The sequence below is a fragment of the Actinoplanes cyaneus genome, from assembly GCF_016862095.1.
Taxonomy (GTDB): domain Bacteria; phylum Actinomycetota; class Actinomycetes; order Mycobacteriales; family Micromonosporaceae; genus Actinoplanes; species Actinoplanes cyaneus.
Genome location: NZ_BOMH01000043.1, coordinates 114,093 through 129,345 on the forward strand (window position 1 = coordinate 114,093; position 15,253 = coordinate 129,345).

At 71.3% G+C, this 15,253-nt stretch carries 7 protein-coding genes and 1 pseudogene; 6 read left to right on the forward strand and 2 right to left on the reverse strand.

The window, feature by feature from the left end; all coding sequences use genetic code 11:
- Positions 1-26 precede the first annotated feature (26 nt).
- Entirely contained in the window at positions 27-980 is a 954-nt protein-coding gene (gene meaB, locus Acy02nite_RS29500; protein WP_203746670.1) for a methylmalonyl Co-A mutase-associated GTPase MeaB, read from the forward strand.
- Between the two features lie 435 nt (positions 981-1,415).
- Here meaB and Acy02nite_RS29505 read toward each other — a convergent pair whose 3' ends face one another.
- Entirely contained in the window at positions 1,416-2,000 is a 585-nt protein-coding gene (locus Acy02nite_RS29505) for a PadR family transcriptional regulator (RefSeq protein ID WP_203746673.1), read from the reverse strand.
- Between the two features lie 56 nt (positions 2,001-2,056).
- Here Acy02nite_RS29505 and Acy02nite_RS29510 point away from each other — a divergent pair, with 56 nt between their 5' ends.
- The 4 genes and pseudogenes from Acy02nite_RS29510 to Acy02nite_RS47535 all read left to right on the forward strand — a co-directional run.
- Positions 2,057-3,238 (forward strand): FAD-dependent oxidoreductase, encoded by a 1,182-nt coding sequence (locus Acy02nite_RS29510; RefSeq protein ID WP_239175337.1) that lies wholly within the window; start codon positions 2,057-2,059, stop codon positions 3,236-3,238.
- A 61-nt stretch (positions 3,239-3,299) separates the two neighbouring features.
- The gene (icmA, locus tag Acy02nite_RS29515; RefSeq protein ID WP_203746683.1) at positions 3,300-4,973 is read left to right on the forward strand and encodes a coenzyme B12-dependent isobutyryl-CoA mutase large subunit; all 1,674 of its coding nucleotides are present in this window, start codon (positions 3,300-3,302) and stop codon (positions 4,971-4,973) included.
- Positions 4,974-5,102: 129 nt separating this feature from the next.
- Entirely contained in the window at positions 5,103-6,041 is a 939-nt protein-coding gene (locus Acy02nite_RS29520) for a tetratricopeptide repeat protein (RefSeq protein ID WP_203746685.1), read from the forward strand.
- 30 nt (positions 6,042-6,071) lie between these two features.
- Positions 6,072-7,235 (forward strand): annotated as a pseudogene (locus Acy02nite_RS47535) (arginase family protein); the annotation flags it as partial.
- A gap of 812 nt (positions 7,236-8,047) precedes the next feature.
- Here the strand turns inward: Acy02nite_RS47535 and Acy02nite_RS29530 are convergent.
- Entirely contained in the window at positions 8,048-9,952 is a 1,905-nt protein-coding gene (locus tag Acy02nite_RS29530; RefSeq protein ID WP_203746695.1) for a penicillin-binding transpeptidase domain-containing protein, read from the reverse strand.
- A 211-nt stretch (positions 9,953-10,163) separates the two neighbouring features.
- Between Acy02nite_RS29530 and Acy02nite_RS29535 the strand changes: the two genes are divergently transcribed.
- Positions 10,164-15,143, forward strand: a complete 4,980-nt coding sequence (locus Acy02nite_RS29535; protein WP_203746698.1) for an NAD-glutamate dehydrogenase — start codon at positions 10,164-10,166, stop codon at positions 15,141-15,143.
- The last annotated feature ends 110 nt before the right edge of the window (positions 15,144-15,253 follow it).

The window sequence follows — 15,253 nt, forward strand, 5'->3', positions numbered from 1 at the left end:
TCCTACTGTTCCCGCGGAGCCTCGTCATGAGTCGTTCCCGTGATGTGCCCTCCCTCGTCGCCAAGGCGCGGGAGGGTGATCCCCGATCGGTGGCCCGGCTGATCAGCCTGGTGGAGAACGGCGACCCGGCGCTGCCCGAGGTCGCCGCCACGATGGCCCCCTACGCCGGCCGCGCCCAGGTCGTCGGCCTCACCGGCGCGCCCGGCGTCGGCAAGTCGACCACCACGAACGAGCTGGTCAAGGCGCTGCGGCAGGCCGGTCACCGGGTCGGCGTGCTGGCCGTGGACCCGTCCAGCCCGTTCACCGGCGGCGCAATCCTCGGCGACCGGGTCCGCATGCAGGAGCACACCGCGGACCGGGGCGTCTACATCCGCTCGATGTCCAGCCGCGGTCAGCTCGGCGGGCTCTCCGCCGCCACCCCGCAGGCCGTCCGGGTGCTCGAGGGCGCCGGCTGCGACGTGGTGCTGGTCGAGACGGTCGGCGTCGGGCAGGCCGAGGTGGAGATCGCCTCGCTGGCCGACACCACCCTCGTGCTGCTGGCGCCCGGGATGGGCGACGCCATCCAGGCGGTCAAGGCCGGCGTGCTGGAGATCGCCGACGTCTTCGTGATCAACAAGGCGGACCGGCCGGGAGCGGACAACACGTACCGCGACATCCAGGGGATGCTCGCGCTCGGCGAACGGGCCGCCGGGGACTGGCGGCCGCAGGTGGTCCGGGCCGTCGCGGTCAAGGGCGAGGGCGTGGACGACGTGGTCGCCGCGATCGAGAAGCACCGCTCCTGGATGACCGAGAGCGGCGCGCTGCGGATCCGGCAGGAGCGGCGGGCGGCGGCGGAGATCTCCGCGCTGGCGCTGGGCACGCTCCGGGCCAGGATCGGCGACCTCTCCGGGGGTACGGCGCTGGCCTCGCTCGCGGCGCAGGTGGCGGACGGCGCGATCGATCCGTACGCGGCGGCGGACGAGTTGCTCGCGAGTCTCTGAAGGGCCGCTGCAGCCGGAGTCTGGTGGCCGAGCGCTACTCGCGAGATCAACTTAAGCTGAGTGGCGCTGGCTTGCGTCCGGCTGGCGCTCAGTGTTGTTTCCGGCTCGGGATACAACCGTGAAGGCCAGCCGCGTGCGTTCGGCTGGTGCTGAGGGTTGTTTCCGGCTCGGGATACAACCGTGAGCGCCAGCCGGGCGCGGTTCAATGCCGTTCGGCCTGAGTTGATCGTGGCCTTGGCCCACGAGTGTGCGGCGGAGACCGCCAGGCCGCGCTCGATGGCCAGCGCTCCGCGTTACGAACCACTCGTCTAGCACATCGGCGGGGCGTTCGGGCGTTGTCCACAGCGGCGGGTTGTCCACAGGGCGCTCCGCCAAGATCCGCCCGGCGCGCGACAATGGCCGTGGGATCGCCCCCCGGTGGAGGGTGGGGGCTGCTCAGTCGCTGAACTGGGTGAGAGTCGCCTCGATCAGGGCCCGGTCCCAGGTCAGCGCACCGCTCGCCAGGTCGTCCACCACACCCCTCAGCCACCCCAGCTCGGCCCGCAGCATCGCCGCGCGGTATTCGTCCTCGATCAGGAACACCCGTGGCAGCCCTGGCGGCGCCTGCCCGTCGATCGCCGCGATGCGTTCCTCGACCGCTGAGATCCTGCGTCCGAGCAGTTCACGGCTCTGTTCCGGGCCGAGCATGGACAGGAATGCGAGCGCGACGGGGAACTCGGGGAATTCCCGGGCGGGCGCCGGCACCATCTCCAGCAGCCATCGCCGCAGGGTGGCCGAGCCCTCTTCGGTGATCTCGTAGACGGTCCGTTCCGGCCGTCCGGCTTCCCGCGTGGTTTCGCCGGGCCGGGCCAGTCCTTCTCTGACGAGGCGGTCGAGTGCCTGGTAGACGCTGTTGCGCTGGGCCACGTTGACCAGTTGGTCCTGGCCGCGCTCCTTGATCACCTGCTGCATCCGGTACGGGTGCATCGGCGCCTCCATCAGCAGTGCCAGCAGCAGCATCGCGAGTGGGGAGCGCTTCATGCCAAGGAGCGTACGGCCCCTTGACGTACCTTAGTCATTGTATGGATAGTCATGGCATGACTAAAACAGCTGCCGTGATCGGTGGTGGCGTCGCCGGCACCGCCGCGGCCATCGCCCTGCAGAGCGCCGGGTTCGACCCGGTGATCCACGAGCGCCACGAGCGCGGCGTCGCCGACGAGCGTGGCGCGTTCCTCACCGTCGCGGTGAACGGGCTGAACGCGTTGCGCTCGCTCGGCCTCGACCCGGCGACAGTGCTGGCCGAGGGTTTCCCGACGCCGACCATGGAGCTTTACGGCCGGGCCGGGCAGCGGCTCGTCGCGCTGCCCCTCGGCGGGCCCGGCCCGGACGGGACGGTCACCACGACGATCCGCCGGTCGCACCTCTACGCGGCACTGCGCGCCGAGGCCGAGGCGCGCGGCATCTCGATCGTCCATGGCGCGGCGCTGGCCAGGGCGGTCACCGGGCGGGACGCGGTCGAGGCGGAGTTCGCCGACGGGCGGCGCGTGCGGGCGGACCTGCTCGTCGGGGCGGACGGGCTCCGATCCCGTACGCGCCGATCCCTTGATCCTTCCGCGCCGGCGCCGCACTATCTCGGACTGCTGAACGCCGGAGGGTTCACCGCCGGCCCGGTGGACGGCCCGCCACCCGGGGTGATGCGGATGTCCTTCGGGAGGCGGGCGTTCTTCGGCTGGGCGGCCGCGCCCGACGGCAGCGTCTGGTGGTTCGCGAACCCGCCCGCCGAGCGGCCGATCGACGCGCGCTCGTTCACGCCGGAATCCTGGAAGGCCCACCTGCTCGACCTCTTCGACGGGGAGCCGGCCGCCGCGATCATCCGGGCCAGCGACGAGATCGTCGGCCCGTGGAGCACCGAGGATCTCGGGCCGGTCCGGGTCTGGCGCGACGACCGGATCGTGCTGGTCGGCGACGCCGCGCACGCGCTCGCGCCGACCTCGGGGCAGGGCGCGTCGCAGGCTCTGGAGGACGCGGTCGTCCTCGGCCACAGCCTCCGGCAGAACCCGGAGATCACGAGCGGATTGCGGGCGTACGAGGCAACGCGCCGCCCCCGCGTCGAGAAGGTCGCCGCCTACGGCCGCCGCGGCAACAGCGGCAAGGTGCTGGGTCCCGTCGGCGCGGCCATCCGCGACGCCCTGATGCCGGCGATGTTCCGCCTGCTCATGCGCAAGGGTGACCCGCAGGCGTGGATCCTGGACCACCGCCTCCCCCCGCTCCCGGCCTGACACCCCACCCGCCGTCGTCTCCCCTTAGTAATCGTTCAGTTCTGCCTCTAGGATGGGCCGCATGGACGCAGCCGACATCGACGCCGGGCGCGAGCGCTGGCAGCGCCGCTACGACGCGGCCCGCAAGCGGGACGCCGACTTCACGACGCTTTCCGGGAACCAGGTGGATCCGGTCTACGGGCCGCCGGCCGGCACTCCGTATCCGGGGTTCGAGCGGATCGGCTGGCCGGGCGAGTTCCCGTACACCAGGGGTCTCTATCCGACCGGCTATCGGGGCCGGACCTGGACCATCCGGCAGTTCGCGGGGTTCGGCAACGCCCGGCAGACCAACGAGCGCTACAAGATGATCCTGGCCGCCGGTGGTGGCGGGCTCAGTGTCGCCTTCGACATGCCGACCCTGATGGGCCGCGACTCGGACGACGCGCACGCGCTCGGTGAGGTCGGCCACTGCGGGGTGGCGATCGACTCGGCCGCCGACATGGACGTGCTGTTCGACGGCATCCCGCTGCAGGACGTGACGACCAGCATGACGATCTCCGGGCCGGCCGTGCCGATCTTCGTGATGTACCTGGTGGCCGCCGAGCGGCAGGGCGCCGACCTCAGCAAGCTCGACGGCACGCTGCAGACCGACATCTTCAAGGAGTACATCGCGCAGAAGGAGTGGCTCTTCGCGCCCGAGCCGCACCTGCGCCTGATCGGCGACCTCATGGAGTACTGCGCCGCCGAGATCCCGAAGTACAAGCCGTTGTCGGTCAGCGGCTACCACATCCGCGAGGCCGGGGCGACCGCCGCGCAGGAGTTGGCGTACACGCTGGCCGACGGCTTCGGCTACGTGGAGCTCGGCCTGTCCCGCGGGCTCGACGTCAACCACTTCGCGCCCGGCCTCAGCTTCTTCTTCGACTCGCACCTCGACTTCTTCGAGGAGATCGCGAAGTTCCGCGCGGCCCGGCGCATCTGGGCCCGGCACCTGCGCGACGACTACGGCGCGACCAGCGAGAAAGCGCTGTGGCTGAAGTTCCACACGCAGACCGCCGGTGTCTCGCTCACCGCCCAGCAGCCGGTGAACAACGTGGTGCGTACGGCCGTGGAGGCGCTCGCCGCGGTCCTGGGCGGGACGAACTCGCTGCACACCAACGCCCTCGACGAGACGCTCGCGCTGCCCACCGACGAGTCCGCCGAGATCGCGCTGCGTACCCAGCAGGTGCTGATGGAGGAGACGGGCGTCATCAACGTGGCCGACCCGCTCGGCGGCTCGTGGTACGTGGAGGCACTCACCGACCGCATCGAGGCCGAGGCCGAGGAGATCTTCGAGCGGATCCGCGGGCTCGGTCACGACGGCAGCATCACCGCGGGCATCCTGCGCGGCATCGAGGACGGCTGGTTCACGGCGCACATCGCCGAGGCGGCCTTCGTCTACCAGCAGGCGCTGGAGAAGAACGAGAAGCGGATCGTCGGCGTCAACGCGCACACCGGAACGGTCGCCAAGGAGCTGGAGATCCTCCGGGTCTCGCACGAGGTCGAGGTCGAGCAGAAACGTGCGCTGAAGGCCCGGAAACAGGACCGCGATCCGGTACGTGTGAAGGCCGCGCTCGACGAGCTGGTCGCCGTCTCCCGCACGTCGCGGAACATGATCCCGGCCATGCTCGAAGCGGCTCGCGCCGAGGCGACGCTGGGCGAGATCTGCGATGCCCTGCGAGGCGAGTGGGGGGTGTACCGGGAGCCCGCCCGCTTCTGAGGTGGGCCCCGGCGAACCGGGACGGAAAGCGGCAGGTGGGGACGGGCCGGGCGGGCGTGTTGTGACGTCGGATATCGCCCGCCCGGCGGCGGCGCGAACACGCCCGGCTGCGTGCGAGACTAGGTAACCATGAGCGACCCACGGACCACTCCGTCGATCTTCACCCGCGGCGCGGTCGATCTCAGCGCGCTGCGTAACCCGGCGCCGGCCAAGCCCGCCGCGCCGAGCCGTCCCGCCGCCACCGAGGACGAGCCGGCCGGCGCCGTCCCCGGTGCCCTGCCGGGGCTGAGCCCGGAGACCATCATCGACGTCACCGAGGCCAACTTCCAGAGCACCGTGCTGGAGCGGTCGCTCACCACCCCGGTGATCCTCGACTTCTGGGCCGACTGGTGCGGGCCGTGCAAGCAACTCTCGCCGATCCTGGAGAAACTGGCCGTCGAGGGCCAGGGCGCCTGGGTGCTCGGCAAGGTCGACGTGGACGCGAACCCCCGGCTCGCGCAGGTCTTCCGGGTGCAGGGCATCCCGATGGTCCTCGCGGTGATCGGCGGCCAGCCCGTCGAGGGGTTCACCGGCGTGCTTCCCGAGGTCCAGGTCAAGCAGTACATCGACGCGGTGCTCAAGGCCGCCGGGGTCAGCACCGGCACCCCCGCGCCGGAGGACCCGCGGCTCGACGCCGCCGACGACGCGCTGATGGTCGGCGACCTGGAGGCGGCCGAGGCGGCGTACCGGAAGATCCTGGCCGAGTCACCGGCCGACGCGGCCGCCGAGGCGGGTCTCGCGCAGGTCGAGCTCTACCGGCGGATCGGCGGGCAGGACCCGCAGTCCGTGCTGGCCCGGGCCGCGGCCGACCCCGACGACATCGAGGCCCAGCGGCTCGCCGCCGACATCGAGGTGCTCAGCGGTCAGGCAGCCGACGCTTATGCGCGGCTCGTCGCTCTGGTCAAGCGGACCAGCGGAGAGGATCGTGAGGCCGTGCGCAGGCACCTGCTGTCGCTGTTCTCCGTCGCCGGGCCGGACGACCCGGCGGTGGCCGGCGCCCGCAGAGCACTGGCCAGCGCACTGTTCTAGACCGACAATTCGAGAAAGCGGGAGGGCGTCGTGCGACGCATCGCCGTTCTGGACGCGCCGTCCAATCTCGGCCTGCGCCCGCCGACGCCCACGTCGGTGCCGGGCTGCGCCAAGGCGCCCGGCGCCCTCCGCGACCACGGCCTGCTGACCAAGCTCGCCGCCCGGGACGCGGGCTGCCTCACCCCGCCGCGCTACGACCCGGGCGACTGGCGGCCCGGTGACGGGGTCGCGCACGCCGCCGAGATCGCCGCCTACTCCCGGGCGCTCGCCGACCGGATCGGCGCGATCATCGACGGCGGCGAGTTCCCGGTGGTGCTCGGCGGGGACTGCTCCATCCTGATCGGCTCCGGGCTGGCCATGCACCGGCTCGGCGAGGCGGTCGGCGGGCGGATCGGGCTGGTCTTCGTCGACGGGCACTCCGACTTCCGGCACCCGGGCAACGCCTCCTACGTGGGCGCCGCCGCCGGGGAGGACCTGGCGCTGGTCACCGGCCGCGGCCAGGCGAACCTGGCGGCCATCGAGAGCCGCCGGCCGTACTTTCGCGACGTCGACGTGGTGGTGCTCGGCATCCGCGCGCAGGACGAGTACCGGCTGGACCTGCAGGCCGCCGGGATAGTGACCAGGCCGGTCCCGATGCTCCGCGTGGAAGGGGCGGCCCGCAGCGCCCAGTGGGCCCGCGACCAGCTGGTCGACTGCGCGGGGTACTGGGTGCACGTCGACGTGGACGTCCTCGACCCGGCCGTGATGCCGGCGGTGGACGCGCCCGACCCCGGTGGCATCGCATTCCCGGAGCTGGAGTTGCTGCTCACCGGCCTGGTCGAGTCGCCGCACTGCCTCGGGGTCGAGATCACCGTCTTCGACCCGGACTACGACCCGGACGGGCGCTACGCCGCGGAGATCACGTCGGCGGTGGTGAGCGGGCTGGCCCCGGTCCGGACGGTCACGCCCCGGCCCGACCTGGTCGCCGCCCGCCGCGACCTCGCCACCGGCCCCGGCCGCGCCACCCGGGCCGCACCCGCCGCGCGACACGCCGCGCCCGATCCGGTGGATCACGCCCCGGCTCCTGTGCCGGATGTCGCCCCCGACCCCGTCGGCACCGTGTCGCCTGACGTTCCGGATGTCGCGCCTGCTGGGCCCGATGTCGCGCTCGACTCCAGCGGTGCCGTCTCGCCTGCTGTGCCGGATGTCGCGCCTGACCCGGTGGGTGACGCCGCTCCGGTTGCCGCTGTCGTCGCCGTTGTCCCAGATGCCGCCGAGGTGGCCACGCCGAACGGGCTGGTGACAACCCCCGTTCCGGAAACGCCACCGGCCGCGGCGGCTTCACCCGGTGTCACCGGCGAAGATCCGGTCGTCCTGCCGGAGGAGGCGGAGCCGTTCGCCGCGGCAGCCGATCGCGAAGCCGAGGTCGTCCCTGGTTCGGAACCTGCCGACGCGACCACCGACGACACCGACCCGGCGTACGCGATCATCTCGGACACCGACCCGGCGGAGGCCGTCGTCAGTGATGCGGATCCCGCGGACGTGATCGCTGAGGGCGCCGATCCCGGGGCCGCCATCAGCGACGACGGTGACCCCGGAATCGTGGTCGCGGAAGACGTGGAGGCGGATCCCGCGGTTGTTCCCGAGGTTGTTCCCGAGGACGCCGGTCCTGCACCGGTTGCCGAGGGCGATGACGACGGTGCCGGGGTGGAGTCGCCCGACGAGGTGAACGCGGAAACGTCCGCCGGCCCCTCGACCGCACCGGAGGAACAGCCGGTCGCGGTTTCCCCCGAGGTGCGGTTGCTGTCGAGACCGCTGGGATCCGCGCCGCTGCTGGACTCCGAGCCGCTGCCGGCCACCCGCCCGGGGATGCTGCGGCCCCGGCCACCCGCCGACCCGCCGGCCGCCGGCGCGTTCACCTCGCACACGCCCCAGTTCGGGAAGTTCCCCCCGGGCGCCGCCTGACACCGCGACAGCAGCGTGCCGGGCCCGCGGACATGCGCGGCCCCGGCACGCGGGTCGAGGGGTTACTTGTCGAGGGTGGTGAGGAAGCTCTTGACGATCGGGACGGCCGCGGCCGAGCCGGCTCCGCCCTTCTGGACCATCACGGCGAAGGCGATGTCGTCCTGGTAGCCGATGAACCAGGAGTGCGTGTCGTCGGAGCCGTCAGCGAACTCGGCGGTGCCGGTCTTGCCGTACACCGGTTTGCCCGGGACGCTCTTCAGCGCCGTCCCGGTGCCACCGGTGACCACCTCGCGCATCATCGGCCGCAGCGCCTCCACGGCCTTCGCGTCGAGCGTCGCGGGCGTGCCGGCCGCTGCCGGGGCCGGGTCGAGGACGAGCTTCGGCGGCTGGAATCCGCCCTTGGCCACCGCCGCCGTGGCGGCCGCCATCGCGATCGGGCTGACCGCGGTGCTGCCCTGCCCGAAGGTGGCGGCGGCCAGCTCGGTCGGGGTCGCGCCGTCGGAGACCTTGCCGGTGAACGCGTCGATGCCGATGTTCCAGTTCCCGCCGATGCCGAGCGCGCTGGACGCGTTCTTCAGCCCGTCGGCGCCCAGTTTCGGCGCGAGCCCCACGAACGCGGTGTTGCAGGACTTCGCGAAGTCGACGTGGAAGGGGACCTTGCCGAGCACCTCGCCGGCCGAGTTCTTGAACTCGCGGCCCTCGACGGTCGCGGTCTTCGGGCATTCCACGGCGGTGTCCGCCGTGACGGCGCCGGACTGCAACAACCCATAGGCAGAGATCATCTTGTACGTCGACCCGGGCGGGACCTGCCCGGTCAGCGCCGTGTTCACGCCGCCGGCGTCCGGCCCGTTGGCGACCGCCAGCACCGAGCCGTCGCTGATCCGGATGGCGACCATGGAGCTGGGCAGCTTCTGGGCGCTGATCGCCGCGTCGGCCGCGTTCTGCGTGGCGGTGTCGATACTGATCTTGATGTCTTTGCCGTCGACCGGCTTGGACGTGAAGATCGGCTTGTCGGTGGTGGTCTCGTCGGCGGCTTCCGCGGAGGCCACGACGGACAGGCCCGAGGTGCCCCGGAGCTCCTTGTCGTACTTCTCCTGCAGGCCGCCGTGCCCGACCTGGTCACCGGTGGTCAGCTCGGCGGGACGCTTGTCCAGGTCGTCCTTGGTGGCCGGGTCGACGGTGCCGAGCAGGGCGCGGGCGAAGACGCGGGTGGGGGCGAGCTGGCGGGTCTCCTCCCGGAAGACGGTGCCCGGCAACGGCCGTACCTCATCGCGGATCTTGTCGTAATCGGCGCGGCGGAGCGTGACCAGATCCAGGAACGCTCCGGGGTCGGCCTTGTCGACGCGCGCTTTCAGGGCGGCGGCGTCCAGGTCGACCTGGACCTTCTTGAACGCCGTGGTCAGCGACTTGGAGAGCGACGTGAGGTCTTTGATCTTCTCGGGGCTGACCCCGATGACGACGACCTTCTGCGGGCCGACCAGGGCCTTGCCGCCGGCGTCCAGGATCGTGCCGCGCTGCGCGGCGACCCGCCGGAGCCGGAACTTCTCGCCCTGCTCGAGGTCGGCCTGAAGCACCGCCGGCTCCCAGATGACCTGCCAGCCGTCGCCGCTGCGCTTGGTCATCCGGACGCTGGACTTGTACTCCCAGATCACGCTGCCGGGCAGGGTCCACTTCACGTTGATCGGGGTGGTCGCGATGTCGCCGGACTCGACCGGGTCGCCGGCCACCGAGACGTCGAGCGGCTGGTCCTTGAGGTCGCCGTAGAAGTCCTTGATGCCGGTGAGCACGTCGGCCGCGGCGATCTTGCCACCCTCTGCCGTGACGAAGCCCACTTTGCTCAGGTCGCCGTTCTTCCAGCCGTTCAGGAAGTCGACGACGGTGTCTTGTGGCTCGTCCCCGGAGCATCCGGCCAGACCGCTCGTGACCAGCACGAGCAGGGTCGTCAATCCGATTGAGGCGCGGCGCATGAGGTTTCCCCCTGTGGGTACGTCTTGCTGGGCTGATCGCACGGTAGCCGCCGAACCCGGGTTCGTGCCGCCCCGCACCGTGCGAAATCTCGCATATCAGCCCACCTGTCGGGCTGGCACACCCTGGGTGTGAAGCAGTCGCGCCCGGTCGTTCTAGGCTGTGCCCGACACGTTCGAACCCACAGTGTCGTGGGTGAGGGGAGCGCCGGACATGCCTGTCGCGGACGAGGCAGCGACCGATTCTGATCAGACCATCCCTGATTCGCCGGGGACCCGTCCCGGGTTGGCCCTCACCGGGCGGCTCGGTGCGTCGAGCGAAGACGGAGAGCTCGAGGAGCCGCTCCCGAACGCCGAGCGACTCGTCGCTCAGGCGGTGGAGCGAGCGGGTGAGGATCACAGCACCGCGTCGCTGGTGGCCCGGTTCTGGCGGTTCGCGCCGGACGAGGAGCTGGTGGGCTACACACCGGAGGAGATGTTCTCCGCCGCTGTCGAGCACCGTGAGCTGGCCCGCAACCGGCTGCCCGGCGAGCTGAAGCTGGACCTCACCGAGCCGCAGGGCTCGCAGGCGCACACCGTGCTGCAGATCGTCACCGACGACATGCCGTTCCTGGTCGACTCGGTGATCGCGCTGCTCACGGCGCACAACCTGCAGGTCTACCTGATGGTGCACCCGCTGATCGTGGTCCGCCGGGAGCCGCTGGGCGCGCTCAGCGAGCTGGAGGCCGAGGTCGAGCCGGACGACGCCATCGAGGGCGACCTGGTCGAGAGCTGGATCCGCATCGAGATCGACCCGGTCCGCCGCGCCGACGCCCGGGACCAGCTGCTCAATGAGGTCCGGCGGGTGCTCACCGACGTGCGCGAGGCCGTCGAGGACTGGCCGCGGATGCGCCAGCGCGCCCTGGTCATCTCCGACGAGCTGGCGGCCGCCCGCGGCTCCGAGCGCCGGCTGCCGGTCCCGGAGAAGGACGTCACCGACTCGATCGAGCTGCTCAAGTGGCTCGCGAACGACCATTTCACGTTCCTGGGCTACCGGGAGTACCGGCTGGACGACGACGGGGTCCTGCACACGGTGCACGGGACCGGCCTGGGCATCCTGCGCGGCGACAGCCGGCCGCGGCGGCTCGACAGCATGGCGCCCGAGGCGTACCGGCGGGCCATGGAGCGGCGCCTGCTGGTGATCACCAAGGCGAACTCGCGGGCCACCGTGCACCGCTCCGCCTACCTGGACTACATCAGCGTCAAGTCGTTCGACGCCGACGGCAACGTGGCCGGGGAGCGGCGCTTCCTGGGCCTGTTCTCCAGCTCGGCGTACCGGACCAGCGTCCGCGAGCTGCCGGTGGTCAAGCGCAAGGTCACCGAGGTGATGGACCGCTCCGGCCTGTCGCCGCGCGGCCACTCCGGCAAGGACCTGCTGCAGATCCTGGAGACGTACCCGCGGGACGAGCTCTTCCAGATCAAGACCGACGACCTGTACGAGGCGGTCGTCGGCGTGCTCCGGATGGCCGGCCGCCGCCAGCTGCGCCTGTTCCTGCGCCGCGACGGTTACGGCCGGTTCATCTCGTGCCTGATCTACCTGCCGCGGGACCGGTTCACCACCGGCAACCGGCTGCGCATGCAGGAGATCCTGCTGCGCGAGCTGAACGGGGTCGGCGTCGACTACACCACCCGTGTCACCGAGCGGATGCTGGCCCGGGTGCACTTCATCGTGCGTACCGACCCGGCCGCGCCGCCCGGCAACCTCGACCCGAACCTGCTGGCCGAGCTGCTCGCCGACGCCACCCGGATGTGGGACGACGACTTCAGCCTCGTGCTCGAACGCAAACTGGGTGACGAGCCGGCGAAGGACCTGTTCGCGCGGTACGCGCACGCCTACCCGGAGAGCTACAAGAACGGGCACACGCCGTACGAGGGAATGCAGGATCTCGCCAAGCTGGAACTGCTCGAAGAGCCGGGGCAGCTGGAGATGCACCTCTACCGACGGCGCAAGCTCGGCGCGCACGGGGCGCCCGAACCCGACGACCACGACATCCGGTTCAAGGTCTACCGGTTCGGCGAGCCGATGATGCTCTCCGCGGTGCTGCCCGTGCTGCACTCGCTCGGGGTGCAGGTCAGCGACGAGCGGCCGTACGAGATCCGCCGTGCGGACGGGCTCGTCTACCTGTACGACTTCGGGCTGACCCCGCCCAAGGTGCACCGCGACCTGTCCGAGGTGCGGCCGCAGGTGGAGAACGCGTTCGCGGCCACCTGGCGGGGCGAGGCCGAGGTGGACGGGTTCAACGAGCTCGTCCTGCGTGCCGGGCTCACCTGGCGGCAGGTGGTGGTGCTCCGCGCGTACGCGAAGTATCTGCGCCAGGCCGGCAACGTCTTCTCCCAGCGGTACGTGGAGTCGACCTTCATCGCGTACCCGGACATCGCGCGACTGCTCCTGGAGCTCTTCGAGGTCCGGTTCTCCCCGGCGCTGCCGATCGGCGAGTCCGAACGGGGCCGGCGCTCGAGCGAGGTCGCCGGGCGGATCACCGAGCTGCTCGACCAGGTGGAGAGCCTGGACCAGGACCGGATCCTGCGCTCCTACCTGACGCTGATCGAGGCGACGCTGCGGACCAGCTTCTTCCAGCGCGGGGCGGACGGGCGGCCCAAGTCGTACGTCGCCTTCAAGCTGAACCCGGAGGCGATCCCGGACCTGCCGCAGCCCCGCCCCAAGTACGAGATCTTCGTCTACTCCCCGCGCTTCGAGGGCGTGCACCTGCGCTTCGGCGCCGTCGCACGTGGCGGCCTGCGCTGGTCGGACCGCCGGGAGGACTTCCGTACCGAAGTGCTCGGCCTGGTCAAGGCGCAGATGGTGAAGAACTCGGTGATCGTGCCGGTCGGCGCCAAGGGCGGCTTCGTGCTCAAGCAGAAGCCGGGCGACCGGGACGAGGCCGTCGAGTGCTACAAGCGTTTCGTCACCGCGCTGATGGACGTCACCGACAACATCCTCAGCGGCAAGATCGTGCCGCCGCGGGACGTCGTGCGGCATGACGGCGACGATCCGTACCTGGTGGTCGCCGCGGACAAGGGCACCGCGACGTTCAGCGACATCGCCAACGAGATCTCGGTCGGCAAGGACTTCTGGCTCGGCGACGCGTTCGCCAGCGGCGGCTCCGCCGGTTACGACCACAAGAAGATGGGGATCACCGCCCGCGGCGCGTGGGAGTCGGTCAAGAAGCACTTCCGCGACCTGGGCACCGACTGCCAGAGCGAGGACTTCACAGTGGTCGGCGTCGGCGACATGTCCGGCGACGTCTTCGGCAACGGCATGCTGCTCTCCGAGCACATCCGGCTGGTCGCGGCGTTCGACCACCGGCACATCTTCCTCGACCCGTCGCCGGACGCGGCGGTCTCCTTCGCCGAGCGCCGCCGCCTCTTCGACCTGCCCCGCTCGTCCTGGGCGGACTACGACGCGTCGCTGATCTCGAAGGGCGGCGGGGTCTACCCGCGCAGCGCCAAGTCCATCCCGGTCACCCCGGAGGTGCGGGCGGTCCTCGGCCTGGCCGAGACGGCCGCCGCGGTAAGCCCGCCGGAGCTGATGCGCGCCATCCTCAAGGCGCCGGTGGATCTGCTGTTCAACGGCGGCATCGGTACGTACGTGAAGGCGGTCTCCGAGTCGCACGCCGACGTCGGCGACAAGGGGAACGACGCGATCCGGGTCAACGGATCCGAACTGCGGGTGAAGGTCGTCGGTGAGGGCGGCAACCTCGGGCTGACCCAGCGCGGGCGGATCGAGTTCGCCAGGTCGGGCGGGGTGCCCGGCCCCAACGGCAGAGCTTCCGGCGGCCGGATCTTCACCGACTTCATCGACAACTCGGCCGGGGTCGACTGCTCCGACCACGAGGTCAACATCAAGATCCTGCTCGGCGGCGCGGTCGCGGACGGGGAGCTGACCATGCCGGAGCGCGACGAGTTGCTCGCGGCGATGACCGACGAGGTCGGCGCGCTGGTGCTCCGGGACAACTACGAGCAGGCGATGGCGCTGGGCAACGCCCGGGCGCAGGCCCACTCGCTGCTGCCGGTGCACCGGCGGATGCTGATCGCCCTCGAACAGCGCGGTGAGCTGAACCGGGAGCTGGAAGCGCTGCCGACGGACAAGGAACTGGCTCTGCGCCACGAGAACGGCGAGGGGCTCTCGGCGCCGGAGTTCGCCGTGCTGCTGGCCTACGTCAAGATCAGCCTGGAGCGCGAGGTGCTCGCCGACGAGCTGGTCGACGAGGCGTGGACCAGCGACGTGCTGCACCGCTACTTCCCGACGCCACTGCGCGAGCGGTACGCCGTCCGGATGACCGGCCACCGGCTGCGCCGCGAGATCATCTCCACCTCGCTGGTCAACGAGGTGGTCAACCGGGGTGGCACGTCGTTCGTCTTCCGCGCCATGGAGGAGAGCGGCGCGTCGGCGGCCGACGTCATTCGCGCGTACGTCGTGATCCGCGACGTCTACGGCCTGCGCGACATCTGGGCCGCTGCCGAGTCGCTGGACAACAAGGTGCCGACGTCCGCGCAGACGCTGGCGTTCCTGGAGACCCGGCGGCTGCTCGACCGGGCCGTCCGCTGGCTCGTCAGCACCCGCCGTTCGCCGATCGACGTGGCCGGCGAGATCGCCAAGCTCCGTCCCGGCGTCACCACCCTGCTGCCCCAGCTTCCCCAGGTGATCGTCGGCGCCGAACGCCGCGCCTTCGAGGAACGCGTGGCGACCCTGGCCGGCAAGGACATGCCGGACGACCTGGCCGACAAGGTGGCCCGGGTGTTCTACGGCTTCGGTCTGCTGGACATCCTGGAGACGGCCACGGCCATCGACCGGGACGTCACCGAGGTGGCCCAGGTCTACTTCGTGCTCTCCGAGCGCTTCGGCGTGGACGCGCTGCTGTCGCACATCTCCCGCCTCCCGCGCGGGGACCGCTGGCAGACGCTCGCCCGGATGGCCCTGCGCTACGACCTGTACGCGGCCCTGGCCGCCCTGACCGCCGAGGTGCTGCAGTCGACCTCGGAGTCTGCGGCCCCGGAGGACCGGGTCTCCGAGTGGGAGCAGGTGAACGCGGCCTCCATCGCCCGGGCCTCCAACGCGATGGGCGACGTGGACGAGTCCCCGGCCGACCTGGCGGCGCTGTCGGTGCTGCTCCGCCAGATCCGCACGCTGGTCAAGACTTCCTCGGCCGGCTGAGGTCCGCTTCGGCTCGCCGGGCACACGCTCACCCCGTGCCCGGCGGGCCGCCGTCCGCCATGCGCTTCCCCCCGTCCGCCATGCGCTTCACCCCGCGTGTCACGCGCTCA